Below are 26,692 nucleotides of genomic sequence, written 5' to 3'. Positions count from 1 at the left end.
GGGTGCCACGGGTGCCACAGGTGCCACGGGCGCAACGGGTGCCACCGGCGCGACGGGTGCCACGGGCGCGACGGGTGCCACGGGCGCAACGGGTGCGACGGGTGGAAATCCCTGCTTCGCAGAGGGGACGCGGATTGCGACTGTGCGGGGTGACGTGCCGGTAGAGGAGTTGGTCGCAGGCGATGTGGTCGTGCTGCACGACGGTGGAACGGCGCCGGTGGTGTGGCTCGGCTATCGCACGATCGACCTCGACCGCCACGCCAGACCCGAGGCGGTGCAGCCGATCGTGATCGACGCCGGCGCCATTGCCGACGGCATCCCGGTCCGCGACCTGATCGTCTCGCCGGATCACGCTTTCTACCTCGACGGCGTGCTCATCCCGGCAAAGGCGCTGGTTAACGGCGCGACGATCCGGCAGCTCCGGCGCAGCCAGGTCACCTACTTCCATGTCGAGCTGCCGCAGCATGCGGTACTTCTGGCGGAAGGCATGGCTGCGGAGAGCTACCTCGAGACCGGCAACCGCCCGGCCTTCGAGAATGGCGGTGACGCGATCATCCTGCATCCGGACTTCGCGCAGGCCCTGCGCGAGACCGGAAGCTGCGCGCCCTTCGCCGAGGAAGGCGCGATCGTGGAACGGGTCCGGGCACGCATCTTGGCCCGGGCCGGGATCGAGACCACGCACGATGCGGATCTCAAGATCCGGTATCGGGCCGATGGCGCGGCGGTGATCACCTCGCGCACGGCGATCCCGGGCTACCTGACCCCGGATCCGCGTGACCGCCGCGTGCTCGGTGTCAAGATCGGCGCGATGATGCTTGGCGACGAGCCGATCGCGCTCGATCACCCGGCATTGACCGAGGGCTGGCATGACGTCGAGGCCGACGGCCGCTGGACTGGCGGTGCGGCGGTGGTGCCGGCCAGCCTGATCAACGGCCGCACGCTCACGATCACCGTGGTGGGCACGCTCGCCTACCCGGCCCACGGCGCAAACCGCAGCGTCGAAGCCGGCTGATGCCTGGGCAGCCCGGCGCCTGAGACCGGGCATCGACCGATACGCCGCCGAGGCGACCTGCCCCTTCTCCGGAAGGGAGGGTCGCCGAGGCGGCTTTTCGTTTCCTTATCGTCTGCATCAGGAGCGCCAGGTCGGGTACTCGGGGCCGGCCGGTTCCTGAACCGGGTGAACAAAGGCGGATGCTCGTGATCCGGCCTCGAAATCCGGTGGATTCCGAGGCTGTTGAACGTTTTTGGAAAGCAATGAACGCGAGAGTATGGCGGAGGCCGGAGAGTGCGGCACTGTGTCGGTCTTGAGCCGCCCTGTGTCTGGCGGCGACTGAAATCGGATGCTTGCCTCGGGTCGATCGTCGGTGCCGGCAGCTAGAATGGCATTCAGGGTGGCAAGGAACTTTCCGGCGGTGGCAATGATTGCGGCCTTACGGATTGTCCCGCTGCCTGGACGGCCGTCGCCGATCGATCATGGCCCCGAGCGCCCTCCGCTGTTGCGCGAGACGGGAGCCGGGCTGGCAAGCGCGTCGATCGACCTGACCACTCTCAGGCAACTGCGTAATGAGAGTGAGGGCAACGCCTGGTGCGGCGTGAAGCCGTCGGTCTATGGCAACCAACCCTGCGTCCGCGGCGATGAGTCTGGTCCGCTTGATCGCCTCAGGGGCGCCATTTTCCACAGCCCCGCGAGACCGCGGCATTGATGCTCATACCGCGCTGGCGACGAGGTTGATCAACCACTGCACCTCATCGGAAAGGTGCCCGCGCGGATGCCAGAGGAGGTAGTATTCGACGGCAGGAAAATCGATCGGCGACGGCACGACCGCCAATGGCAGATGCCGTGCATGGAATTCGGCAAAGCGGCGCGTCGTGGTGAATATGAGATCGGTCTTGAGCAGCAGTGGCGGAGCAAGGCTGAAATAGGGAACGAGAATCTGCACGTTCCGTTTCAGCCGCGCGCGCGTGAGATGCGATTCGATCGGACCGCGCTGGGTCGGAGAATAGGGCGTGGGCGCGAGGTGCGCGGCGGTCAGATAATCCGCCTCGCTAATCGTCCCTCCGGCACGAAAGCGCTGCGCGAGCGGGTGATCGGCGGCAAGGAGGCAGACGACCTCGTCGGAAAACAGCGTGCGGCGCTGAAGCCTTTTCGGCGGCTCGGGCCAGTTGCCGAGCACCAGGTCGAACGTGCCACTGGCGAGCGATTCCTCGTAGTCGGCGTCCGATGTCAGCGGATGGAGTTCGAGCCGGGCATGCGGGGCCGCCGCGCGGAACCGCTCGACGAGGCTCGGGACGAAGAGGATGTTCAGATAGTCGGGCGAGCCGATGCGGAAGCTGCGGATCGAGTGTTTGGGGTCGAAGGCGTCCCTCGCGATCGCGATCCGGCTGATTTCGTGGAGAGCGTTCGTCACCGGCTCAAGCAGGGCAAGGCCCCGCTCCGTCGGCACCATGCCGGACTTGGCGCGCACGAGGAGGGGATCTCCGGTGATGTCGCGCAGGCGGCGCAACGCGGCGCTGATCGCGGGTTGCGACTGGTTGAGCCTGACCGCCGTGCGGGTCACGCTGCCCTCGACGAGCAGCGTGTGCAGCACTCGCAGCAGATAGATGTCGACCGTGTCGCGATAGCCCGTCAAATGTTCCGCCGCCTCCGCTTCATCCGCCCAGCACCTCCAGCCCCGTGTGATGGGCGTGGAAATGTTCGGCGACGTCGATCCGTCGCGCCACCCAGACGTTCTCGTGCGCCGCGACATGATCGAGGAAGCGCGCCAGCGCCGCAAGCCGCCCGGGACGGCCCGCAAGGCGGCAATGCAGGCCCACGCTCATCATCGCCGGCCTGCCGCTTTCGCCCTCGCGGTAGAGCACGTCGAACGTGTCTCGCAGATAGGAGAGAAAATCGTCGCCGCTGGCAAAGCCGGACGTCGTCGAGAAGCGCATGTCGTTGGCGTCGAGCGTGTAGGGAATGACGAGATGCCGGCCGGCCGGGCCCCGCACCCAGTAGGGCAGGTCGTCGGCATAGCTGTCCGACGAATAGCGGAAGCAGTCCTGTTCCATGGTCAGTGCCCGCGTATTCATCGAACACCGGCCGAGATAGAATCCTTGCGGCGCCTCGCCGGTCACCTCGCGATGCAGGCGGATCGCCGCCGCCAGATGAGCGGCCTCGACGTCGCGCGGGACCGAGCGGTAGTCGATCCATTTCAGGCCATGGCAGGCGATTTCCCAACCGGCCTCCCGCATCGCGGCGGCCTGTTCGCGGCCGCGGTCGAGCGCCGTGGCGACGCCGAATACCGTTGTCCTGATCCGCCGTTCGGCAAACAGCCGCCACAGGCGCCAGAAGCCCGCCCGTGCGCCGTATTCGTAGATCGACTCCATGTTCCAGTGCCGCTCGCCGGGCCAGGGCGCCGCGCCGGGAATTTCCGAGAGAAACGCTTCCGACGCGGCATCCCCGTGCAGGATGTTGTTCTCGCCGCCTTCTTCGTAGTTGACCACGAATTGCACGCAGATCAACGCGCCGCCCGGCCAGCGCGGGTCGGGACGGTCGTGGCCGTAGCCCTTCATGTCGCGGGGATAGCCTGTCATCGGACGCGGCTCCGGTGATGTGTCGATGGTGCGGCGGTCAGCGTAACAGGCGGGCGAGGGCTCTGGCGACCACTTCGGTGGCCTTGAAGAGATCGTCGAGCTTCAGCCGCTCGTCGGCGCGGTGGGCGTTCGCCTCCTCGATCGTGTGCGGCCCGGCGCCGAACAGCACGATGGGCACGCCGGCGGCGGCATAATGCCGGGCGTCGGTGTAGAGCGGCACGCCCCTGGTTGTGATCGTCTCGCCCATGATGCGGGAGGCTTCCTCGCACAAGGCGGCGGAAAGCACCTCGGCGCCGGGCAACGGCGTGAGCGGCTCGGCCAGCAGGATGCGCCGGATCGTCGCCCGCGCGCCGGGAACGGTGGCCACCGCCGCGCCGATCAGCCGGCGCAGGCCGTCCTCCACGTCCTGCGGGTTTTCCTCCGGGATCATCCGCCGGTCGAGCCGGAAGGTCACGCGATCGGGCACCACGTTGGTGTTGATCCCGCCGCTGATCAGCCCCACCGTAAGCTGCGGGCTACCGATGCCGGCGATCCGCGACACCGTTGCGGACAGCGTCCCGCGCGTCGCATAGAGCGCGGAGAGCGCCGCGTTCGCCGCCTGCAACGCGTCGACGCCGGTGAACGGCATCGCCGCGTGGGCGGAGCGCCCGTCGACCTGGACTTCCAGATGCAGGCAGCCGTTGTGGGCGTTGACGACGGCATAGGAAAATCCTGCGGCGATCGCGAGGTCGGGCTGCGAGATCTTCTCGCGCAGCAGGATGCCGGGGCCGATGGCGCCGCCGGCCTCCTCGTCATAGGTCAGGTGCAGTTCGACCGCGCCATCGAGTTGCAGCCCGCTCTCGCGCAGGGCGAGCAGGGCGAAGGCGTAGGTCGCGAAATCGGATTTCGAAACCGCGACGCCGCGGCCATACATCCAGCCATCGACGATTTCGGCGCCATAGGGATCGCGCGTCCAGCCCTCGCCGGGCGGCACCACGTCGCCATGCGCGTTGAGCGCGATCACCTTGCCGCCCGGGCCGAAACGGTGGCGGACCACCAGGTTCACGGCACTGATCATGCCGTTGGCGTGGACTTCCGCCTCGGGCACCACATGGCGTTCGACCGTGAAGCCCAGCCCTTCCAGCAATTCTGCCGTCCGCGCCGCATGGGCGGCGCAATCGCCGGGCGGGTTGTCCGACGGCAGCCTGACCAGGTCGGCCAGAAACCTTGTCTCCGCCTCCCGCGCGCCGGAAAGGTAGCGGGAAATCGCATCGGGAACGGGCATCGTCTCGGTATCGGCCATGGTCAGTCCTTTATCGTTTGGGCATGGGAGGCGAACGGGGCGGGGTCGAAGTGGCGCAGCGTATCCGCGAGGATGCAGGCCGCAAGCCCCGCATCCTCTTCGGCGATCGCTTCGGCCGGGTTGTGGCTGATGCCGCCGCGGCAGCGCAGGAACAGCATGCCGATGGGGCAGAGCGACGCGATGGCCAGCCCGTCATGCCCAGCGCCGCTCGGCAGGTGGCGGACGCGAACGCCGGCGCGGGTGACGGCGGCATTGAGCAGCGCCATCAGCGCTGGAGCGCAGGGCGCCGCTTCTTCCTCGAAATTCTTCCGGCTGGACAGGGTGACGCCGCGCCGCGCGGCAATCTCCCGCCAGTGCATGAACAGGCGCGCGACGGCATCCCGCCGCACCGCGTCGGACGGGCTGCGGATGTCGAGGCTGAACCGCGCGGCCGAGGGGATGACGTTCACCGCGCCCGGCAGCGCCGTCATCTGGCCGACGGTCGCGACGAGATCGGCCGTCTCGCGCGCGATCCGCTCGGCCGCGAGCACCATTTCCGCGCCCGCGGCCAGCGCGTCGTGGCGCAGCGCCATCGGCACGGTGCCGGCATGGCCGGCCACGCCCGTCACCTCGATCACGTGCCGTTCGGCGCCGGCGATCGCGGTGACGATGCCGACCGGCAGACCCTCGGCCTCCAGTACCGGCCCTTGCTCGATATGCAACTCGAGATAGGCCAGAACGTCGCGCTCGTGCCGCGCCGCCGCGGCGATCCGGTCCGGCGAACCGCCAAACGCTTCGAGTGCCGCGCGCATGGTGATCCCCTCGGCATCGGTTGCCGCGAGGGTCGCCGGATCGAGCGTGCCGGCGAAGGCGCGCGCGCCGGTCAGGGCGGCGGGAAAGCGCACGCCTTCCTCGTCGCCCAGCGCGAGGATTTCGATGGCGAAGGGGAGGGGCGTGTCATTCAGCCGCGCGACGGCCTCGATCGCGGCGACGATACCGAGCGGGCCATCATATTTCCCGGCATTGCGCACCGTATCGACATGGGAGCCCAGCAACAGCGCCGGCAGGCCGGGTGCCGTGCCCTCGCGCCGGCCGATCAGGTTGCCGACCTCGTCCTGCCTGACCGCGAGTCCTGCCTCGTGCATCCAGGCGCCGAGCGTCGCGAGAGCGTCGCGATGCGCGTCGGTCAGATAGAGGCGGGTCAGGGCGTCCGCCTCGCTCGAATGCCGGGCCAGGGCGTCCAGCCGCGCCATGATCCGGGCTCCGGCCTCGCCGCGCCAGGCGGGAAGTCCGGCGGCCGCGCTTGTCAAGCTGTCCATGTCCCTCACTCTCCGGCCTCTTGTGCGGTGACCAGTATCACCCGGATGTCGTTCACGTTCGTCAGGGTCGGGCCGGTCACCACCTGAGCGCCGATCCTCTCGAACAGCGTGTGTGCGTCATGGGCCGCCAGGATCGCGCCCGGGTCAAGACCGGCGGCACGGCTGGCCGCCAGCGTCCTTGGCCCGATGACCGCGCCCGCGACCGGCTCGGTCCCGTCGATCCCGTCGGAGTCGGCGGCCAGCGCATGGATCCCCGGCTGTGCGTCGAGTTCCAGCGCGAGCGCCAGGAGGAATTCCACGTTGCGGCCGCCGCGCGCCGCACGCGGCGTGTCGGGCCCGATCGTCACCGTCGTCTCCCCGCCCGAGATCAGCGCGCAGGGCGCGGCGGCGGGCACGCCATGACGCGCGGCCTGCCTGGCGATGCCGGCCATGACGCGCGCGACCTCGCGTGCCTCGCCCTCGATCGAATCGCCGAGAATGACCGGCGTGACGCCGTGATGCCGGGCAACGTCCGCGGCGGCCTCGAGGGCGAGCCGAGGTGTCGCGATCAGATGCGCCGATTGGCCGGCGAGGCGGGGATCGTCCCGCCGGACACCGCCCTCGTCGCGGGCGAGATGGAGGCGGACAGCATCCGGCAGGTCCACCCGGTATCGCGCCAGGATCTCGCGCGCCATCGCCGCGGTCGTCGAATCCGGCAGCGTCGGCCCGCTCGCCACGATGGCGGGATCGTCGCCCGGTACATCGGAGATCACGAGCGTGACCAGCCGCGCCGGATGGGCGGCGAGGGCGAGGCGGCCGCCCTTCACGGCGGAGAGATGCCGGCGCACGCAGTTCATTTCCGCAATCGTCGCCCCGGAGGCGAGCATGGCACGGGTGATCGCCTGTTTGTCCGCCAGCGTCAGTCCGGCGGCGGGCCGGGTGAGCAGCGCGGAGCCGCCGCCCGACATCAGCGTCAGAACCAGGTCGTCGGGGCCGGCCGAGGCGGCCAGCCCGAGCATTCGTTCCGTGGCCGCGAGCCCGGCCTCGTCGGGCACCGGGTGAGCCGCTTCCACCACCTCGATCCGGGCGCAGGGCACCGCGTGGCCGTAGCGCGTGATGACGAGACCTTCGAGCGGAGCGGTCCATACCGCCTCCACCGCCGCCGCCATCGACGCCGCCGCCTTGCCGGCGCCGACGACGATGGTCCGGCCCGGCGGCGCCGGCGGCAGCCATGGTGGCAACACCCGAGCCGGGCGCGCCGCATCGATCGCCGCATCGAGCATCCCGCGCAGCAATCCGGTTGCCCCGACCGGATCGGACCGGAGCGTGGCCGATGCCGCGTCCATCAGCTCAACTCATGCGCGGCCAGACGTTCAAGGGCACGCACCAGGGCGGAATGGTCCCAGTCGCGACCACCGGCCGCGATGCATGCGTTGAACAGAGACTGGCATGACGCCGTGTTGGGCAGGCTGACGCCCAGCTGGCGCGCGCCGGACAGCGCGAGTTCGAGGTCCTTCTGGTGCAGGCCAATGCGGAAGCCGGGTTCGAAGGCCCGGTCGATCATGCGCTGGCCGTGCACCTCGAGCACGCGCGAGGAGGCGAAGCCGCCCATCAGGGCCTCGCGCACGCGCGCCGGATCGGCGCCGGCCTTCGCGGCGAAGACCAGCGCCTCGGCCACCGCCTCGATGGTGAGCGCGACGATGATCTGGTTGGCGACCTTCGCGGTCTGGCCGGCGCCGCAGGGGCCGACATGGGTGATGGTCCTGCCCATCAGCCGCAACAACGGCTCCGCGCGGGCGAAGCCATCATCGGTGCCGCCGGCCATGATGGTCAGGCTGGCCGATTTCGCGCCGACCTCGCCGCCGGAGACCGGCGCATCGACAAATGCGCAGCCCGCCGCCTCGATCCTTTGTGCGAACTCCCTCGTCGCGAGCGGAGAGATGGAGCTCATGTCGATCACCATCCGGCCGGCGGCGAGTCTGTCGGCGACACCATTGGTGCCGAACAGGACCGCCTCGACATCGGGCGTGTCGGGCAGCATGAGGATGATGGCGTCCGCCCGGCGGGCAACATCGGCGGGGGATGCGCACGCGGTGGCTCCGGCGTCCAGAAGGCGAGGGGGCACGCCGCTGCGCGAATGGGCGAACAGCACATGCCCGGCCGCCGCGATGTGCCCGGCCATCGGCAGGCCCATGATTCCAAGCCCGATGAATCCGACCCTCATGCCGCGATCTCCGGTCCCGCGGTGGGGCGCGCCAGCGTGTCGCGCCAGCCGAGCCCGGCGCTCGTGCCGGCTGCCGGCCGGTACTCGCAGCCGATCCAGCCCTGGTAGCCGGCGTCATCCAGCATGGCGAAGATGCGACCATACCCGATTTCGCCGGTGCCCGGCTCGCCGCGACCGGGATTGTCGGCAACCTGCACATGCGCGATGCGGTCGCGGAAGCGGCGGAACGTGGCGATGAGCTCGCCGGCGGAGCGTTGCTGGTGATAGATGTCGTACTGGATGAAAATGTTGTCCGACCCGGTCTCCTCGATCAGCGTCGCGGCGTCCTCGACGCGCTGCAACCAGAAGCCGGGAATGTCGTGGCCGTTGACCGGCTCGATCAGGAGGCGGATGCGAGCCTTGCCGAGTTCGCGCGCCGCGCGACCCAGGTTCGCGACGAGTGTCCGCCGTATCCGCGCGGGATCGACGCCCGCCGGCGGAATGCCGACGAGGCAGTTGACCTGAGGGCAACCGAGCGCCGTAGCATAGTCGATCGCCTGCGCGACGCCGGCGTGGAATTCGTCGGCACGGTCGGGATCGCAGGCGATGCCGCGCTCGCCGGCGTCCCAGTTTCCGGCCGGAAGATTGTGCAGGACCTGGACGAGCCCGTTCCGCTTCAGCCGCGCGGCGATCTCGCCGGCCGGGAATGCGTAGGGGAAGAGGAACTCGACACCGCCGAACCCGTCCGCCGCCGCCGCGTCGAACCGGTCGAGAAACGCATGTTCCCCGTAGAGCATGGAAAGATTGGCACAGAATTTCGGCATGACGGGTCGGTTCCTCCTGTCAGTCCAGAAACGCGAGCGCGGTTGGCGCATCGTCCTTGTGTTCGGCAAGTTCGTCATGTTCCTGAATCGAATCGATTTCAGGGCCCATGGCGATATTCGTCACCCGTTCGAGCACGATCTCGACGACCACGGGCACGCGATGCGCCTTTATCATCGCCGCGGCGCGGATCAGGGCGGGCGCGATACCGTCGGGCTCGGTCACCCGCAGCGCCTTGCAGCCGAGACCTTCCGCGACGGCGACATGATCGACGCCGCTGGCCGCCGCCCGGCCCTGTTCCGGCGCGTTGATGTTCTCGAAGGCGAGATCGACGCAGTAATCCATCCCGAAGGCGCGCTGTGCCTGGCGGATCAGCCCGAGATACGCATTGTTCACGACGACGTGCAGGTAGGGAATGCTGAACTGCGCGCCGACCGCGAGTTCCTCGATGAGGAACTGGAAGTCATAGTCGCCGGAAAGCGCGACCACGGGCCGGTCCGGCTCCGCCACCGCGGCGCCGAGCGCCGCCGGGATGGTCCAGCCGAGCGGACCGGCCTGGCCGCAATTGATCCAGTTGCGCGCGCGGAAGACGTGCAGGAACTGCGCCGCCGCGATCTGCGACAGCCCGATCGTGCTGACATAGCGGGTTTCGCGCCCGAACGCCTTGTTCATTTCCTCGTAGACGCGCTGTGGCTTTATGGGTGCGGCATCGAAATGGGTTCGCCGCAGCATCGTGCGCTTGCGGGCGCGGCAGGCTTCTGACCACCCGCGCCTGTCGGGCAGAAGTCCTGCCGCGCGCCGCTCCGCCGCCAGGGAAAGGAAAAGATCGAGAGCCGTGCCGGCATCCGACACGATGCCATAATCCGGCTCGAACACGCGGCCGATCTGCGTCGGCTCGATGTCGACGTGAACGAAGCGCCGCCCTCGGGTGTATGTCTCGATCGAGCCGGTGTGCCGGTTGGCCCAGCGATTGCCGATGCCGAGCACGAAATCGGATTCGAGGAAGGTCGCGTTGCCGTAGCGGTGGCTGGTCTGGAGCCCGACCATGCCGGCCATCAGCGGATGATCATCCGGGATCGCGCCCCAGCCCATCAGCGTCGGAATCACCGGCACCCCGGTCAGTTCCGCGAACGCGACGAGCCGGTCGGCGGCATCGGCGTTGATGACGCCGCCACCGGCCACGATCAGCGGGCGTTCCGCGCTCTCCAGCATGTCGAGCGCGCGCTCGATCTGCGCCGCCGTCGCCGCGGGCCGGTAGACGGGCAGCGGCGCGTAGGTTTCCTCGTCGAATTCGATCTCGGCCATCTGCACGTCGATCGGCAGGTCGATCAGGACCGGCCCCGGCCGGCCGGAGCGCATGACGTGGAACGCCTGCTGAAACACCCGCGGCACCAGGGCCGGCTCGCGCACCGTGACGGCCCATTTGGTCACGGGCTTCGCGATGCTCTCGATATCCACGGCCTGGAAATCCTCCTTGTGGAGGCGGGCGCGCGGCGCCTGGCCGGTGATGCAGAGAATCGGGATCGAATCCGCCAGGGCGGAATAGAGCCCGGTGATCATGTCGGTGCCCGCGGGGCCGGACGTGCCGACGCAGACGCCGATATTGCCCGGCTTCGCGCGGGTGAATCCCTCCGCCATGTGGCTGGCGCCCTCGACGTGGCGCGCCAGGACATGCCGTATCGCGTTCGATCCGCGCATCGCCGCGTAGAGCGGATTGATCGCCGCCCCCGGCACGCCGAACAGGGTGGTCGCGCCCTCCCGTTCCAATACGCGGATCGCGGCCTCGGCCGCCCGCATCCTGCTCATCCTGTGTTCCCCCTTGGGCCGTCGTGCCGGGCCCATTCGATCCGTTCCGTTCCATGCCGGACCGGCGCAACTGCGGCCGCCCGCCTGATCGAAACTTGCCGAAGGGAGACAATACGTCCAATATATTGTTCAGAATGATTGATATTTATTTCATATGGATCGAACCGGCATGGAACTGCGGCATCTGCGCTATTTCGTCGCCGTCGCCGAGACACTGAGTTTCACGGAAGCGGCCCGCCTGCTCGCGATATCGCAGCCGCCGCTCAGCCAGCAGATCCGCGATCTCGAACTGGAAATCGGCACGACGCTGATCGCCCGGTCGAGCCGGAACGTGTCGCTCACCCCCGCCGGCGCGGCCTTCCTGACCCGGGCGCGGCAGATCCTGGCGGAAGCCGTCCGCGCGCGCGACGAGGCGCGGATCATCGGCGCGGGCCGGTCGGGCACGCTGGATATCGGCATGACCGGCGCGGTCCTGCTCGGCGGGCTCGGCGGCCTGGTGGCCGCGTTCCAGATATTCGCGCCGGGCGTGCAGGTGCGCCTGCACGAGATGCCACCCGGCGAGCAGGAGGCGGCGCTCGGCGCCGGGCGGCTCGATCTCTGCTTCCTGCGCACACCCGGCGCGGACCCGGCTCTCCGTGTCGAGCCGGCATGGTCGGAAGGCGTCAGCGCGGTGCTTCCCCGCGATCATCCGCTGGCTGTCCGGCGCCGCCTCGCCCTGGCGGACCTGCGCGACGAGCCCTTCGTGTTCTTCCGCCGCGCGGATTCGCGCTTCGCCGATCATCTCTGGACATGCTGCATCGAGGCCGGCTTCGCCCCGCGCATCGTGCAGGAGGTGGTCGAGGCTCATGCCGTGATGGCGCTGGTTGCAGACGGGTTCGGCATCGCGCTGCTGCCCGACTCCGCCCGCCGCCTCGCGCCGTCCGGTCTCGGCTTCCGCCCGCTCGCCGGCAATCCGGCGCGGGCCGATGTCAGCCTCGTCTACCCGCGGGAGCATTCCGCCGTGGTCGGCGAGTTTATCGGCTTCGCCCGGACCCGGCTCGGGCGCGGCGCGGGCAGCGGCGGGCCGGGATCATAAGCGCGCGCTTATATGTGTCATTTAAACTGCGACCCGCCCGTGCGATGGATTAGTCTGTTTCGTCGGAGCTGAAACGGGACGGGCCGCAAGGACCATGACACAACAGAAAATTCGCTTTCATTTCCGTGGCGGGATCGTCGCGGTCGGCGACCTGCCGATCACGACCACGGTTCTCGGCTGGCTGCGGGAGAGCGCGGGGCAATGCGGCACCAAGGAAGGCTGCGCCGAGGGTGATTGCGGGGCCTGCACGGTCATCGTCGCCGAACTGGCGGAGGCCGCGCCGCCTGCCGGCGCCGTCCGCGTCGGCGGGCTCGATCTGCGGCCGGTCAATGCGTGCATCCGTTTCCTGCCGACGCTGCATGGCAAGGCGCTGCTGACGGTGGAGGATCTGCGTCCTCTGGCCGGCGGCGCGCTGCATCCGGTGCAGCAGGCGCTGGTCGACTGCCACGCCTCGCAATGCGGCTTCTGCACGCCGGGTTTCGCGATGTCGCTCCTCGCGCTGTATCTCGATCATCAGGGAGCCACGCCGCCGAACCGGCAGGCCATCGCCGACCGGCTGGCCGGCAACCTCTGCCGCTGCACCGGCTATCGGCCGATCCTCGATGCCGCCGAGCGGATGTTCACGCTTCCTCCGGTCGCGTTCGACGCGGCGCTGGTGGAAGCCTCCCTGCGCAGGATCGCGGCGGAAACGCCGCCGGCGTTCAGCTACGAGGCGGCCGATCCCGCCCTCGCGGCGGACGGCGTCCCCCGGTTCAACCGCTTTCATGCGCCGCGCACCGCCGAACGCCTGGCCGCGCTCTGCGCTGCAATGCCCGCGGCGCGCATCCTGGGCGGCGCCACCGATATCGGCCTGTGGGTGAACAAGCAGTTCCGCGACGTGGGCGATCTGATTTCGGTCAACGACGTCGCCGAACTGCGCGCGATCGAGGCGACGCCGGAGGGGCTGACCATCGGCGCCGCCGTACCGCTCGAGGATGCCTGGAACGCGCTCGCCGCCCTGGTGCCGGAATGTCGTGAAATGGCGCTGCGCTTTGCCGGGCCGCCGGTGCGCCATGCCGGCACGATGGGCGGCAACGTCGCCAATGGTTCGCCGATCGGCGATGCGCCGCCGGTGCTCATGGCGCTTGGCGCGACACTGGTCCTGCAACAGGGCGGGACGATCCGGCGTCTGCCGATCGACGCATTCTATCTCGATTACATGAAAACCGCCCGCGCACCTGGCGAGTTCCTGCGCGCGATCGAGATTCCCCGTCCCGATCCGGCGACGCGGTTCCGCGCCTACAAGATCTCGAAGCGCCATGACTGCGACATCTCGACCCTCAGCCTCGGCGCGGCGGTCACGCTGCGGGACGGCGCCGTGCGGGACGTCCGCCTCGCATTCGGCGGCATGGCCGCGACCGTGCGCCGCGCCGCGGCGGCGGAAGCCGCGCTGCGCGGCCAGCCCTGGAACGAGGCGACGATCGCGGCGGCGATGAACGCCCTCGGGGCCGATTTCACGCCCCTGACCGATTTGCGGGCGAGTGCCGATTACCGGATGCGCGTGGCGCGCAACCTGCTGCGGCGGCTCCATCTCGAACTGACAACGTCGGCGGCAGGGCCGGCGCTGCGCACGCGCGCCATCGCGTCCGGCATGATGGCAGGTGCCGCATGAACGAGCAGAGCCGCCCTGGGTCAGCCACATCCCGTGCCACGAAGCCCGGTCTTGCCGGTTTCGCGGCGGGTGTCAGGGTTGCCTGGTCGGAAGCGGACGAGGCGGCGCTGGCCGCCGGCAGCCGCGTCGGTGTGGGTGTCCCGCACGAATCAGCGCATCTGCACGTTTCCGGCGCCGCGGCGTATGTCGACGATGTGCCGGAACGGGCGGGAACCCTGCACGCCGCGCTCGGCCTCTCTCCGGTCGCGGCGGGAACGCTGCTCGGCATCGACACGGCGCTTCTGCGCGCGCAGCCCGGCGTCGTCGATGTCATCATCGCGTCCGACATTCCCGGCGCGAACGAATGCGGCCCCGTCGTGCATGACGATCCGATCCTCGCCGAGGGCGCCGTGCGCTATCTTGGCCAGCCGGTCTTCATCGTCGTCGCCACCGCGCGCGATCTCGCGCGCCGGGCCGCGGCGAAGGCGCGCGACGCCGTGCGGGTCGAGCCGGCGGAGCCGGTCCTCGATTCCCGTGCCGCCCATGAAGCGGGCCGCCACCTGCGCGCGCCGATGGAACTCGTCCGCGAGTCGGAGCCGGGCGCCTGCCGCCGGGCCATCGCGGCGGCGCCGCACCGGCTCGCCGGGCGGTTCAGCCTCGGCGGCCAGGAGCAATTCTATCTCGAAGGCCAGATCACCTATGCGATCCCGACCGAGAATGACGGGATGCACGTGCTGTGCTCGACGCAGCATCCGAGCGAGATGCAGCATCTCGTCGCCCATGCGCTCGGCTGGCGCAGCCATCAGGTGTTGGTCGAATGCCGGCGCATGGGCGGCGGGTTCGGCGGCAAGGAATCGCAGTCGGGGCTGTTCGCCTGCGCGGCCTCGATCGCCGCTTCACGGCTCGGCCGGCCGGTGAAGCTGCGCCTCGACCGCGACGATGATTTCCTGATCACCGGCCGCCGCCACGGATTCGAATACGATTATGAGGTCGGCTTCGACGACAACGGCCGGATCGCGGGTCTCGTGATCACCATGATCGCCAATGCCGGCCACTCGACCGACCTGTCGATGGCCGTGCTCACCCGCGCGCTCTGCCATGCGGACAATGCCTATTTCCTGCCCGAAGTCGCGCTGACCGGCCATCTCGCCCGGACCGACACGCAGAGCAACACCGCCTTCCGCGGCTTCGGCGGCCCGCAGGGCGCGCTGGTCACCGAGATCATCCTCGACTCGATCGCCCGCCGCCTCGGCCGCGACGCGCTCGAGATCCGGTGCGCGAATTTCTACGGTCGCGGCGCGCGCGACGTGACGCCATACGGACAGACGGTCGAAGACAACGTGATTGCCGAGATCGTGGAACAGCTCGTCCGGAGCAGCGCCTATCACGAGCGCCGCGCCGCGGTCGCGGCCTTCAACGCGACCAGTCCGGTGCTGAAGAAGGGGCTTGCGCTGACGCCGGTGAAATTCGGCATTTCCTTCAACGTGCCGCATCTGAACCAGGCCGGCGCGCTGGTGCATGTCTATGCCGACGGCAGCGTGCTGGTGAATCACGGCGGCACCGAGATGGGGCAGGGGCTCAACACCAAGGTCGCGCAGGTCGTCGCGGATGCGCTGGGGATCGGCTTCGACCAGGTGCGCTGCACGGCGACGGACACGTCGAAGGTCGCGAACACCTCCGCCACCGCCGCCTCCACCGGGGCGGATCTGAACGGCATGGCGGCGCTCGACGCGGCGCTCGCGATCCGCGGGCGGCTCGCCGCGTTCGGCGCGGAGCGTTTTGAAACCGGAATCGAAAACATCCGCTTTTCAAATGGTCTCGTGCGGATCGGCGGCACATCGATCAGCTTCGCCGATCTCGTCCGCATGGCCTACGAAGCGCGCGTGCAACTCTGGAGCGACGGCTTCTACGCCACGCCGAAGATCAACTGGTCGCCACAGACGATGCGTGGCCGGCCGTTCTACTATTTCGCGTACGGTGCCGCGGTATCCGAGGTGGTGATCGACACGCTGAGCGGCGAATTCACGGCACTGCGCACCGATATTCTGCACGATGCCGGGCGGTCGCTGAACCCCGCCATCGATATCGGCCAGATCGAGGGCGGCTTCGTGCAGAGCATGGGCTGGCTGACATCGGAAGAACTGGTCTGGCATCCGAAGACCGGCATGCTGCTGACCCATGCGCCAAGCACCTACAAGATCCCCACCGCGAACGACGTGCCGGCGGTGCTGAACACGACCCTGTTCGACAGCCCCAACCGGGAACCGAGCATCCACCGTTCGAAGGCGGTCGGCGAACCGCCGATGCTGCTGGCCTTCTCGGTGCTGCTCGCGATCCGCGACGCGATCTCGGCCGCCGGCGGCCACCGCGTCGATCCGCCGCTGCGCGCACCGGCGACGCCGGAGGCGATCCTCGACGCGCTCGATGTCGTGCGCACCGGCGGTGACGCACCGTGAGTGCGGTTGCACAACCTCCACGCGGCGTGATCGTCGAGCTGCGGCGCGTTCGTGGCTCGGCGCCCCGCGAGCAGGGCACGCGCATGATGGTGACGGCGCACGCGACCGACGGCACGATCGGTGGCGGCGCCCTGGAACACGCGGCGATCGCGTGCGCCCGCGCGTTGCTCGGCGAATGGATCGCCCATCCCGATCTTGCCCGCGAAATGCACGAGCTTCACGCGCTCGGCCCGCAGCTTGGCCAGTGCTGCGGAGGCTCCGTCACCCTCGCCTATGCGCCGTCGGACTCGGGAAAGCTCGAAGCCCCGCCGCCCATGTTTCACCTGCAACTGCACGGGGCCGGTCATGTCGGCCGTGCCGTGGTCGCGGTTCTCGCGACTCTCGGCTGCACGATCGACTGGATCGACTCCCGCCTCGACGCATTTCCCGCCAGCCTCCCCGGCGGCAAGGCACAACTCGCCTGCCGCAGGCTGGCCGATCCGGTCGCCGCCATCGCGGATGCGCCGCCGGGTGCCGCGTTCCTGATCATGACCCATGCCCACCCGCTGGACGCGGCACTGTGCGCCGCGGTCATGCGGCGCGGCGATTTCGGCTATCTCGGCCTGATCGGTTCGGAAACCAAGCGCGCGCGCTTCACCCGCCAGTGGCGCCGGCAGGACATCCCGCCGGAGGCGATCGCGCGCCTGTGCTGCCCGATCGGGATTCCCGCGATCCAGGGCAAGCAGCCGGAACTCATCGCTCTCGCCGTCGCCGCGGAACTGGCATCGCGGTTTCCGGCGCGGCACATGCGCCAGCTTCCGCGCATCCCGATCGATCTCGACGCCGAGTGCAGCGCCTGTCGTGCCTCGGCGCGCTGCGCCGGATCATAAGCGGGGAATTATATCGACAATTTCGGATCGCAGGCGCGGCAGCGGGCTGCCACCATCGCCCGCACATGAGAGGAAACGGACCGGATCGATGACTGACCTGACCACGCATGTTCTCGACACTGCCCACGGCATTCCGGCGGCCGGTGTGCGTATCCGCCTGTTCGCGGCCGGAGCGGCCGGAGGGCCCCTGGCCGAAGCCGAGACGGATGCTAACGGCCGCGCGAAGATTGTGCCCGCGAACGGCGTGGCCTTCGATTCCGGCAGCTATGACCTCGTGTTTTCCGTCGGCGCCTATTTCGGCGCGAAGGGCGCGGCCGAGCCGGCACCCCGCTTTCTGGACGATGTCGTGATCCGCTTCGGTCTCCGCGCCGGGGCCGCGCACCTTCATGTCCCGCTGCTGATCACGCCGTTCGGCTACACGACCTATCGGGGACAATGACGACAATGACGGCCTATATGGCGCAATGGGCGATGGCCCTGCTGATCTGGCTCCACGTGATCGCGGCGATCGCCTGGATCGGCGAATCCTTCTACTTCGTCATGCTCGACAATGGGCTGAAGTCACCGGCCGAGGCCGAGCCCCGCGAACGCGGCGTGTTTGGCGAGATGTGGTCGGTCCATGGCGGCGGGTTCTACCACGCGCAGAAATATCTCGTCTCGCCCGCGCGCATGCCCGAAGACCTGCACTGGTCGAAGTGGAAATCCTACACGACCTGGCTGTCCGGCTTCGCGCTGTTCACGGTGATGTATCTGCTCCAGCCGGGCATCTATCTGCTCGATCCCTCGGTGGCGCGGATCGCGCCGGGCCTCGGCGTGGCGGCGGCGCTCGGCTTCCTGCTCGTCGGCTGGGTTGTCTATGATGTCCTGTGCCGCGCCTTCGGCGACCGGGATCTGCGGCTCGGCGTCGCCATCGCGGTCTATGTCGGCGCCGCCGCCTTCATCTCGACGCATCTGTTCGCGCCCCAGGCCGCCTTCCTGATCATCGGCGCCATGCTTGGCACGATCATGACGGCGAATGTCTTCTTCTGGATCATCCCGGGCCAGAGGAAGATGGTCGCGGCACTCGCCCGCGGCGAAACGCCCGACCCGCTGCCCGGCAAGCGCGGCAAGCAGCGTTCGGTGCACAACACCTATTTCACGCTGCCGGTCGTCTTCGCCATGCTCAGCAGCCATTTCGGCATGCTGTTCAGCCATCCGGCCAGCTGGATCTATCTCTGGCTGGTCATGGTGGCGGGCGCGCTCATTCGCCAGTTCTTCGTGCTCTGGCACAAGGGGCAGCGCAATTTCGCCCTGCCGGTCGCCGGCGCGGTGCTGATCGTCCTGGTGATCGTCGCCGTGGCGCCGGGCGCGATGTCGACCGGCGCGTCGGCCGAAGCCGCGGGAGTGCAGGGCAATGTAACCGTCGCCCGGATCGAGCCGATCATCCATGAGCGTTGCGCGGCCTGTCATTCCGCCCATCCGACGCTGATGGCCAGCGCCCCGAACGGCATCATGTTCGACACGGCGGCCGAGATCCGCTCCAGGGCGTCGCTGATCGAACAGCAGGCGGTGAGCGCGAAGTCGATGCCGCCCGGCAACGTCACGCACATCACCAGGCGGGAGCGAGAGGAAATCGCCGCCTGGGTGAGGGGAGGTGCCAAATGAGCGCCGACGGCCCCGACATCGCCACCCTGAACGCCATGGCGCGCGAGGATTTCGTCGCAGCACTCGGTGATATCTACGAGCATGCCGCGTGGGTCGCCGAGGCGGCCGCGCCGCTGCGCCCCTTCGGCGACCGTGATGCCTTGGCCGCCGCGATGGCCCGCATCGTCCGCGATGCCGATCCCGCGCTGCAGACGGCACTCCTGCGAGCCCATCCCGAGCTCGGCCATCGTGGCCCGCTGGCCCCGGAGTCGGCGGACGAGCAGCGGGCGCAGGGCATCGACCGGCTCGCCGCCGGCGAGGCGGCGCGCCTCGCCGCGCTGAACGCCGCCTATCGGGAACGCTTCGGCTTTCCCTTCATCATCGCCGTGCGCGGCCAGCGCGACATGGCGGCGATCATGACGGCGCTGGAACGGCGCCTCGCCGGCACGCCCGATGACGAGCGCCGGATCGCGCTGGCGGAGGTGTGCAGGATCGCCGGCTTCCGCCTCGCCCGTCGCGTCGCCGCGCCGGCCGACTCCGCGACCGCCTTTTCAGAGTAATAGAAACCGGACCCAAACCGGAACCCACAGGAGGACGTCATGACAAACCAGGCCCAGAAAGCGGGCGATACGAAATCGGGCTTCTCGGTCGAATCCAAGGGCATCGCCCAGGTCACTCCGGAGGAAGCCTATGGCAAGCCCTCGCATCTCTTCGGACTCTGGATGGCGGTGAACGTCGAATTCGCCACCATCACCACCGGGGCGATCGCAACCGGCGTATTCGGCCTCTCGGTGCCCGACGCGGTCGTGGCGATCGTCGGCGCCAACATTCTGGGTTGCCTGCTGCTCGGCCTCTTCTCGACCTATGGCGTCGATTACGGCCTGCCGATGATGATCCTGTGCGAACGCTGGTTCGGGCGGTTCGGCAACCGGGTCCTTTCGTTCCTCAACTTTCTCAACGGCTTTTCATGGTTCGCGATCAATACCGTGATCGGCGCCTATTTCGTCCATCGCGTGCTCGGCGCCAGCCTGGTCGTCGGCATCGTCGGCCTCACGATCATCCAGGTGCTGATCGCGATCGTCGGGCATGACTTCATCATCAAGGCGGAAAAGGTCTTCTTCTGGTTCCTTGGCGCGGTCTTCGCGATCCTGACGGCGCTGACCCTCGCCCATATCCCGCATCTGCCGGTCGCCGATCCGAAGAAGCTCGCGGAAGTGGGAGGTCGTTCCGGCGCGATCCTGCTCACCGTCTCGATCATGCTCTCCTGGCTGGGCGGCTGGATCCTGTATTCGGGCGACTATTCGCGCTACATGTGCTACCGGCACAACCGCGAGGCGATCAAGCGCGGCGTCTTCTGGAACGCCTTCCTCGGCTGCTTCATCTCGTCGACCTGGCTCGAGGTGGTCGGAGCGGTCATCGGCGGCACCGTCGCGCTGAACAGCCCGGCCGACCTGTTCTCGTCCTGGCTGCCCGGCTGGTTCCGCGTTCCGCTGATCGTCGCCATCGTCATCGGCACGATCAGCCCGAACGTGCTGAACATATATTCCGCCAGCCTTTCCGCCCTCGCTTCGGGAATCCGCATGAAGCAATGGCAGGCGGCCCTGCTGACGGGCGGCGTCGGACTGATCATCTCGCTGCTCGCCTACCAGCATTTCTACAAGAACTACGAACTCCTGCTCTTCTTCCTCGGCTACGTGATCTTCCCGCGCTTCCCGGTGATGGCGATCGGCCATCTCCGCCCGCGCGTCTCGCGCTTCGCGTCGATCGACGTTACGACGGTCGGCTTCCTCTCCTGGCTCGCCGGTGTCGTCTGCAGCGTGCCGTTCTGGAACCAGTATCCGGTCTTCGTCGGCGCCTTCGCGGCCGTTCATCCGGAATTCGGCGACATTTCCTTCTTCATCGGCGCGTTCGTCGCCGCGATCGTCTATCTCCTCGCCACCATCCCGCGCACGGCGCCGATCCCGGCGGGTGCTGTGCCCAGCGCGTAAGGACGCCGCATGATGATCCCGCCCAGCCCCGGCCGTCTCGCCATCCGCGCTCAGTTGCTCGGCTACGACGGCAATCCCTTCGTGTCGGATCCCGCGGACTGCGTGCGGCATGAGAGCGACGGGCTGATCCTCGTCGCGGACGGGCGGATCTCCCATGTCGGTCCCTACGTCGCCGATCTCGTGCCCGAGGGCGTCGAACTGCATGAGTATCGCGATGCGCTGCTGATGCCGGGCTTCATCGACGCCCATGTCCATTACGCGCAGACGCCGATGATCGGCGCCTATGGCAAGCAGCTGCTCGACTGGCTGGAGACCTATGTCTTTCCCGTCGAGCAGCGCTATGCCGATCCCGATTTTGCCCGCGCCATGGCCCGGCTCTTCTTTGCGCAGGAACTTGCCGCCGGCGTGACCACCACGCTGTCCTACTGCACGGTTCATCCCGGCTCGGTCGACGCCTATTTCGAGGAAGCGGCAAGGCTCGGCCTGCGCGCCGGCGCCGGCAAGGTCCTGATGGACCGCAACGCGCCCGAGCCGCTGCGCGACACCGCACAGCGCGGGTACGACGACTCCAGGCGCCTGATCGACCGCTGGCATGGCCGCGGCCGGCTGTTCTACGCCGTCACCCCGCGTTTCGCGCCGACCAGCACGCCGGCCCAGCTTGAGGCGGCCGGCGCGCTGTTCGCCGAGACCGACGGCGTGTGCATGCAGACCCACCTCTCCGAAAACCTCGCGGAGCTTGATTGGGTGCGCGCCCTGTTCCCCGATGCCCTGGACTACCTCGATGTCTATGATCGCGCGGGGCTGGTGGGTCCGCGCAGCCTGTTCGGCCATGCCATCCATCTTTCACCCCGCGAATGGGACCGTCTCGCCGGGGCGGGCGCCGCCGTCGTTCACTGCCCCACCTCGAACCTGTTCCTCGGCTCCGGCCTGTTCGACCTGCGCCGGGCGCTGATCGCCGGCAATCCGGTCCGCACCGCGCTGGGGTCGGATATCGGCGCCGGAACCAGCTTCTCGCCGCTCGCAACGCTGAACGAGGCATACAAGGTCGCGGCCCTGCGGGGCGAGGCGCTCTCCGCCCACCGGGCCTTCTACCTCGCGACCCTCGGCTCGGCGCGAGCCCTGTACATGGACGACAGGATCGGTCGCCTCGCGCCGGGGTACGAAGCCGATTTCGCGGTGCTCGACCTCGCGGCCACGCCCCTCCTGCGCGAGCGCCTGCGTTTCGCGGACACGCTGGAGGAGGCGCTGTTCGTGCTGATGACGCTGGGCGGTGCGGGATGCGTTCGGGCAACCTACGCGGCGGGCCGCCTCGTGCACGACCGCACCCGGTCCGATGCGTCAGCTCAGGCGGGCGAGGGCTGTTGCGACACCGTCGCCGTAGGCCGGATCGGCGCGACGGCAATTGGCGACGTGCCGCTCCTGGATGTGCCGCGAGGCATCGCCGAGCGCGCGGGCGGTGTTGTCGAATAGAGCCTGCCGTTGCGTCGGCGTCATCAGGCGGAACAGGTTGCCCGGCTGTTCCCAGTGATCGTCGTCGGCGCGATGATCGTGATGTGCTGCGTCCCCCTCCAACGGGACATGCGGTTCGGCATGAGCCGGCTGATCGTCCCAGATGCGGCCGGTATTGGGATGATAGCTGACGATGCCGCCAAGATTGCCGTCGGTACGCATCGCGCCATCGCGGTGATAACTGCGGAACGGGCAGCGCGGCGCATTGACCGGAATCTGGTTGAAGTTGACCCCGAGCCGGTAGCGCTGCGCGTCGCCATACGAGAACAGGCGCGCCTGCAGCATGCGGTCGGGTGAAAACGAGATTCCGGGCACGATGTTGGCGGGCGAGAAGGCGGCCTGTTCAACCTCGGCGAAGTAATTGTCGGGCGCGCGGTCGAGTTCCAGCACCCCCACCTCGATCAGCGGGTATTCGGCTTTTGGCCAGACCTTGGTCAGATCGAACGGATTGTGGCGATGAACCTTCGCTTGCGCCTCGGTCATGACCTGGATCATCAGCGTCCAGCGCGGGAGGTTTCCGGCCTCGATCGCGGCAAGCAGGTCGCGGCCGTGGCTTTCCCGGTCGCGCGCGACGACCGCCTCCGCCTCGGCATCGATGAGATTGGCGATGCCCTGCTGGCTGCGGAAATGGAATTTCACCCAGACACGCTCATTCGCGGCGTTGATCATCGAGAAGGTATGGCTGCCGAATCCGTGCATGTGGCGGAAGCTTTTCGGAATGCCGCGCTCCGACATCACGATGGTCACCTGGTGGAGCGCCTCCGGCAGAAGGGTCCAGAAGTCCCAATTGTTGTCGGCGCTGCGCAGTCCGGTGCGCGGGTCGCGCTTGATCGCGTGGTTGAGATCGGGAAACCGTAACGGATCGCGAAAGAAGAACACCGGCGTGTTATTGCCGACGATGTCCCAATTGCCTTCTTCGGTGTAGAACTTCACCGAGAAGCCGCGGATGTCGCGTTCCGCATCCGCCGCGCCGCGCTCACCGGCGACCGACGAGAATCTGACAAAGATATCGGTCCTCTTGCCGATATCGGAAAAGATCTTCGCCTTGGTATAACGTGTGATATCCTGCGTGACGGTGAAGCTCCCGTAGGCGCCCCATCCTTTCGCGTGCATCCGCCGCTCGGGAATCACCTCGCGATCGAAATGGGCAAGTTTCTCGATCAGCCAGATATCCTGCAGCAGCACCGGGCCGCGCGGGCCTGCCGTCATCACGTTGGTATTCTCCGCGACCGGCGCGCCGGTCGCGTTGGTGAAGGGGGTGTCGGTCATGGCAAACTCCTCGGGAGGCCTTCAGGGGCGGTGTTCTTGGGTCAGGCTTTCCATGCGGAACCGCGGATCACCGAGCAGAAATTGCCGCGGTGGAAATGCGCATCCTTGTCGGCGAGTACATCGGCCTTGACGTTGCCGAAGGTGGTGTCGGGCTTGTGGCGGATACCGTTGTAGAATGCGTCGATGATGTCTTCCTTGAAATGCTCAGTGCGGGGATAGGCGCGCACCACGGCTTCGCGCTCGGCATCGGCATAGTCGTCATAGGCGAGACCGAGCACGTCCATCTCCACGCCGGCGGTGACCAGGGCCACCAGCGGATGCATGTGCCGGGGAATGCCGGGCGTGGTGTGCAGCGCGATCGCGGTCCAGACCGTATAGACGTCGGCCTCGGCAATGCCGCGGCTCAGCAGAAACGCTTTCGCGACATTGGCGCCGTCCACCTCGAAGCGCTCGTGATGGGAACTGTGGCTCGCCATCAGCCCCATGTCGTGGAACATCGCGCCGGCATAGAGCAGTTCGGCATCATATTTCAGCCCCCGCCGGGTCCCGGCAAGCGCGGCCCAGTAATAAACCCGTGTGGAATGATTGAAGAGAAGAGGCGTCTCCGTATCGCGCACCAGCTCCGTTATCGCATTGGCCAGGGGCGTATCGGGGATACCGATCCCGTTTACTGTGGTTTTCATCGTGATTTCCTTGACTTGACGGCAAGGAGATCATAACCGAGGCGCTGGATGTCCTCTATCGACGTAACACGTCGAATTCAGACAAAATCCGTGCGGAAAGGTCGTGGCGATGAATGATCGTGGGATAAGGACGATCCTGGTGCTGGCGATGCCGGGCGTGCAGTTGCTCGATGTCTCCGGACCGCTCGACGTCTTCGCGGAGGCAAGCGCCCAGGCCGGGCGGACAGCGTATCGGCTGGAGATCGCCGGGATCGCGCCGGGCCCCATCGTCAGTTCGTCGGGCGCGCGCCTGATGCCGGACCGCATCGTCGGCGACGGCATGACTGGCGGCAAGATCGACACGCTGCTGGTCGCGGGCTGTCCCAAAATGCCCGATACGGCGCCGCCGCAGCCGGTGCTGGACTGGCTGCGGCGGGAAGCGCGGCGGGCACGGCGCTACGGGTCGGTCTGCAGCGGCGCCTTTCTGCTTGCCCAGGCCGGCCTGCTCGACGGCAAGCGGGCAACCACGCATTGGGCGGTGGCGGCGCGGCTCGCGGCGGCGTTCCCCGCAGTCACGCTGGAGACCGACGCGATCCATGTGCGCGACGGCAAGCTGCGCACCGCCGCCGGCGTCACCGCCGGGCTCGATCTCGCCCTCGCTCTGGTCGAGGAGGATCTCGGCCGCGAGATCGCCAAGCGGGTCGCCGCGCAACTGGTGATGTTCTTCAAGCGGCCGGGCGGGCAGTTGCAGTTCAGCCGCAGCGGGGAGTCGCTGCCCTCCGGTCGCGCCATGTTGCAGGAGGTGCAGCGATATGTCGCGGCAAATCCCGCCGCCGATCTCGATGTCGGCAGTCTTGCCGCCCGTACCGGCCTCAGCGCCCGGCACTTCGCCAGGCTGTTCCGCAGTGAAACCGGAATGACCCCCGCCAGCTGGGTGGAATCCGCGCGCGTGACGGCGGCCCGGGAGATGCTCGAAAGTGGCGCGGCCGCGCCGAAGCAGGTCGCGGCGCGGTGCGGGTTCGCCAATGTCGATACGCTGCGCCGGTCCTTCCAGCGTCATGTGGGGGTAACGCCGGCGGCCTACCGCCGGCACTTTGGCGGAAGGGCGTAACGCGCGGCGCCGGCATTTGGCAAACGCAACCGGCTGTGAGACATTTTTGCGATGAGGCGACGATCGGCATCTACCCGCGAGGGGCGGCAAGACCTCCTGCCCGTGCAGCGCCAGGCGCTGATTCTCGACCATGTCCGCCAGCACGGCGCGGCATCGATCCATGATCTGGCGGCGGCGATCGGCTCCTCGGTCTCGACGATCCGGCGCGATCTCGACCGGCTGGAGAAGCGGCGGGCCCTGGCGCGCGCGCATGGCGGCGCGGCCCTGCCGGCCGAACCCGCCGCGACGTTCGAACCCGCCCCGGAACTCGCGGAACAACTCGCGCGCGCGGAAAAGCGCCTGATCGGCGCCGCCGCCGCGGACATGCTCGCACCGGGCGAGAGCGTCATCTTCGACAGCGGCAGCACCGTGCGGTGGGCGGCCCAGGCCGCCATGGCGCGGGCGATCCCGCTCACCGCGGTCACCAACGATCTCGGCATTGCCCAGGTTCTCGCGCAATCCGAGACGATCAGGGTCATCGTCTCCGGCGGCACGGTTCGCCACGGCTCGCTCAGCCTGACCGGCGATCCGGGACGCGACTTCCTGGCCGGGCTCCATGCCGATACGCTGCTGCTCGGCACGCACACGATCAGCGGCACGGCGATCACCGACACCTCGGTGGAGATCGCGGCGATGAAGCGGGCGATGATCCGCGCGGCGCGACGGGTCATTCTCCTCGCGGACTCGACGAAGTTCCGCCTGCCGGCCTTCTGCACGATCTGCGATCTCGACGAGATCGACGCGCTGGTGACCGATGACGGCGTTGATCCGGGCGATCTCGATGCGGCGCGCGCGCGGGGCGTGACGGTCTCGCTCGTCTCGGCGCCGCGCGAAACGCCCCGATGACGACCTCGGTCCGCCTTGTTGCCGATGATCTGACCGGCGCGCTCGATGCGGCCGTCCAGTTCACGGGGCGAAATCCGGGCCTTCCGGTGCTTCTTCGCGCGCGAAACGGGGCGCCTGTGGCGGAGACCGCGGCGATCAGCACCGCCTCGCGTGATCTCGATGCCGATGCCGCCGGGCGGCTCATGGCCGCCGCCGCGCCGTTCCTGGCCGGCGCCGGACTCCGGTTCCTGAAGATCGACAGCCTGCTGCGCGGGCACTGGCCGCGCGATCTCGCGATCCTGCTCGGCGCCTGTCCCGATCACGTATGCATCCTTGCGCCGGCTTTCCCCGCGCAGCGCCGGATCACGCGGAATGGCCGGCAATACGCGCCAGGCGCGGATGGCATCCTGGCTGCCTTGCCGCGGAGTCCCGGCGAGGAACTGGCATTGGCGGGCTGCCGCGCGCGGCACATTCCGGCCGGCGCCCTGCGCGCCGCAGACCTCGCGGCGGCGCCCGGCACGGTGCTGATCTGCGACGCGCTCGTGCAGGAGGATCTGGACCGGCTCGTGGTCGTCGCGCGCGGCCACGGCGCCCCCATCCTCTGGTGCGGCAGTGCCGGCCTCGCCCGCGCCCTGGCCGGCGAGGGGCCCTGCCGGATCGTGCCCGAGCCGGG

The 26,692-nt window shown here is 68.4% G+C and carries 22 protein-coding genes and 1 pseudogene; 13 read left to right on the top strand and 10 right to left on the bottom strand.

What is annotated here, in order from left to right:
- On the top strand, window positions 1–1,012 hold a 1,012-nt coding region (locus tag APM_RS05045), incomplete at its 5' end, for a Hint domain-containing protein (RefSeq protein ID WP_241763108.1).
- Between the two features lie 694 nt (window positions 1,013–1,706).
- Here APM_RS05045 and APM_RS05040 read toward each other — a convergent pair.
- The 8 genes from APM_RS05040 to gcl are packed head-to-tail and all read right to left on the bottom strand — an operon-like array spanning window position 1,707 to window position 10,963.
- Window positions 1,707–2,630, bottom strand: coding sequence for a LysR substrate-binding domain-containing protein (locus tag APM_RS05040; RefSeq protein ID WP_007422275.1), 924 nt, complete (start codon window positions 2,628–2,630; stop codon window positions 1,707–1,709).
- Window positions 2,631–2,649: 19 nt separating this feature from the next.
- The gene (gene puuE / locus APM_RS05035) at window positions 2,650–3,573 is read right to left on the bottom strand and encodes an allantoinase PuuE (RefSeq protein WP_007422274.1); all 924 of its coding nucleotides are present in this window, start codon (window positions 3,571–3,573) and stop codon (window positions 2,650–2,652) included.
- 37 nt (window positions 3,574–3,610) lie between these two features.
- Window positions 3,611–4,855 (bottom strand): M20/M25/M40 family metallo-hydrolase, encoded by a 1,245-nt coding sequence (locus APM_RS05030; protein WP_007422273.1) that lies wholly within the window; start codon window positions 4,853–4,855, stop codon window positions 3,611–3,613.
- A gap of 2 nt (window positions 4,856–4,857) precedes the next feature.
- Window positions 4,858–6,153: an allantoate amidohydrolase gene (locus APM_RS05025; RefSeq protein WP_007422272.1), complete on the bottom strand. Its 1,296-nt coding sequence runs from the start codon at window positions 6,151–6,153 to the stop codon at window positions 4,858–4,860.
- 5 nt (window positions 6,154–6,158) lie between these two features.
- Window positions 6,159–7,478: a glycerate kinase gene (locus tag APM_RS05020; protein WP_007422271.1), complete on the bottom strand. Its 1,320-nt coding sequence runs from the start codon at window positions 7,476–7,478 to the stop codon at window positions 6,159–6,161.
- Complete coding sequence (locus tag APM_RS05015; RefSeq protein WP_007422270.1) at window positions 7,478–8,356, bottom strand: 2-hydroxy-3-oxopropionate reductase; 879 nt, start codon at window positions 8,354–8,356, stop codon at window positions 7,478–7,480. The genes APM_RS05020 and APM_RS05015 overlap by 1 nt, the downstream gene beginning before the upstream one ends.
- Window positions 8,353–9,159: a hydroxypyruvate isomerase gene (gene hyi / locus APM_RS05010; RefSeq protein WP_007422269.1), complete on the bottom strand. Its 807-nt coding sequence runs from the start codon at window positions 9,157–9,159 to the stop codon at window positions 8,353–8,355. Before hyi ends, APM_RS05015 begins: the two co-directional genes overlap by 4 nt.
- A 19-nt stretch (window positions 9,160–9,178) precedes the next feature.
- The gene (gene gcl, locus APM_RS05005) at window positions 9,179–10,963 is read right to left on the bottom strand and encodes a glyoxylate carboligase (protein ID WP_039887815.1); all 1,785 of its coding nucleotides are present in this window, start codon (window positions 10,961–10,963) and stop codon (window positions 9,179–9,181) included.
- Window positions 10,964–11,132: 169 nt separating this feature from the next.
- Between gcl and APM_RS05000 the strand changes: the two genes are divergently transcribed.
- From APM_RS05000 to guaD, 9 genes and pseudogenes are all read left to right on the top strand, one after another.
- Window positions 11,133–12,038: a LysR family transcriptional regulator gene (locus APM_RS05000; RefSeq protein WP_241763107.1), complete on the top strand. Its 906-nt coding sequence runs from the start codon at window positions 11,133–11,135 to the stop codon at window positions 12,036–12,038.
- A gap of 94 nt (window positions 12,039–12,132) precedes the next feature.
- Entirely contained in the window at window positions 12,133–13,689 is a 1,557-nt protein-coding gene (gene xdhA, locus APM_RS04995) for a xanthine dehydrogenase small subunit (RefSeq protein WP_007422266.1), read from the top strand.
- The gene (gene xdhB / locus APM_RS04990; protein WP_007422265.1) at window positions 13,686–16,124 is read left to right on the top strand and encodes a xanthine dehydrogenase molybdopterin binding subunit; all 2,439 of its coding nucleotides are present in this window, start codon (window positions 13,686–13,688) and stop codon (window positions 16,122–16,124) included. The genes xdhA and xdhB overlap by 4 nt, the downstream gene beginning before the upstream one ends.
- Window positions 16,121–16,993, top strand: coding sequence for a xanthine dehydrogenase accessory protein XdhC (xdhC, locus tag APM_RS04985; RefSeq protein ID WP_039887814.1), 873 nt, complete (start codon window positions 16,121–16,123; stop codon window positions 16,991–16,993). The genes xdhB and xdhC overlap by 4 nt, the downstream gene beginning before the upstream one ends.
- An 88-nt stretch (window positions 16,994–17,081) precedes the next feature.
- Complete coding sequence (gene uraH, locus APM_RS04980; RefSeq protein ID WP_007422263.1) at window positions 17,082–17,432, top strand: hydroxyisourate hydrolase; 351 nt, start codon at window positions 17,082–17,084, stop codon at window positions 17,430–17,432.
- Between the two features lie 5 nt (window positions 17,433–17,437).
- A complete protein-coding gene (locus APM_RS04975) occupies window positions 17,438–18,637 on the top strand; it encodes a urate hydroxylase PuuD (RefSeq protein WP_007422262.1) in 1,200 nt (399 codons plus the stop codon).
- Window positions 18,634–19,176, top strand: coding sequence for a 2-oxo-4-hydroxy-4-carboxy-5-ureidoimidazoline decarboxylase (uraD, locus tag APM_RS04970; RefSeq protein ID WP_007422261.1), 543 nt, complete (start codon window positions 18,634–18,636; stop codon window positions 19,174–19,176). The genes APM_RS04975 and uraD overlap by 4 nt, the downstream gene beginning before the upstream one ends.
- 39 nt (window positions 19,177–19,215) lie before the next feature.
- Entirely contained in the window at window positions 19,216–20,604 is a 1,389-nt protein-coding gene (locus APM_RS04965; RefSeq protein WP_007422260.1) for a cytosine permease, read from the top strand.
- A 9-nt stretch (window positions 20,605–20,613) separates the two neighbouring features.
- Window positions 20,614–21,915: pseudogene (gene guaD, locus APM_RS04960) on the top strand (guanine deaminase); the annotation flags it as partial.
- 27 nt (window positions 21,916–21,942) lie between these two features.
- Here the strand turns inward: guaD and APM_RS20255 are convergent.
- Entirely contained in the window at window positions 21,943–23,382 is a 1,440-nt protein-coding gene (locus APM_RS20255) for a catalase (protein ID WP_007422259.1), read from the bottom strand.
- Window positions 23,383–23,423: 41 nt separating this feature from the next.
- Window positions 23,424–24,065 carry an HD domain-containing protein gene (locus tag APM_RS04955; RefSeq protein ID WP_007422258.1) on the bottom strand — a complete coding sequence of 214 codons (642 nt, stop codon included), beginning with the start codon at window positions 24,063–24,065 and terminating at the stop codon, window positions 23,424–23,426.
- 109 nt (window positions 24,066–24,174) lie between these two features.
- Here APM_RS04955 and APM_RS04950 point away from each other — a divergent pair, with 109 nt between their 5' ends.
- From APM_RS04950 to APM_RS04940, 3 genes are all read left to right on the top strand, one after another.
- Window positions 24,175–25,155 (top strand): GlxA family transcriptional regulator, encoded by a 981-nt coding sequence (locus APM_RS04950; protein WP_011942025.1) that lies wholly within the window; start codon window positions 24,175–24,177, stop codon window positions 25,153–25,155.
- Between the two features lie 51 nt (window positions 25,156–25,206).
- Window positions 25,207–26,040, top strand: a complete 834-nt coding sequence (locus APM_RS04945) for a DeoR/GlpR family DNA-binding transcription regulator (RefSeq protein ID WP_007422256.1) — start codon at window positions 25,207–25,209, stop codon at window positions 26,038–26,040.
- On the top strand, window positions 26,037–26,692 hold a 656-nt coding region (locus tag APM_RS04940; RefSeq protein WP_007422255.1), incomplete at its 3' end, for a four-carbon acid sugar kinase family protein. The genes APM_RS04945 and APM_RS04940, both read left to right, overlap by 4 nt.

Origin of the sequence: Acidiphilium sp. PM, from assembly GCF_000219295.1 — a bacterium.
GTDB classification, from domain to species: Bacteria; Pseudomonadota; Alphaproteobacteria; order Acetobacterales; family Acetobacteraceae; genus Acidiphilium; species Acidiphilium multivorum.
The sequence above is the reverse complement of the archived record's forward strand: the minus strand, read 5'-3'. Positions and strand labels throughout refer to the sequence as shown.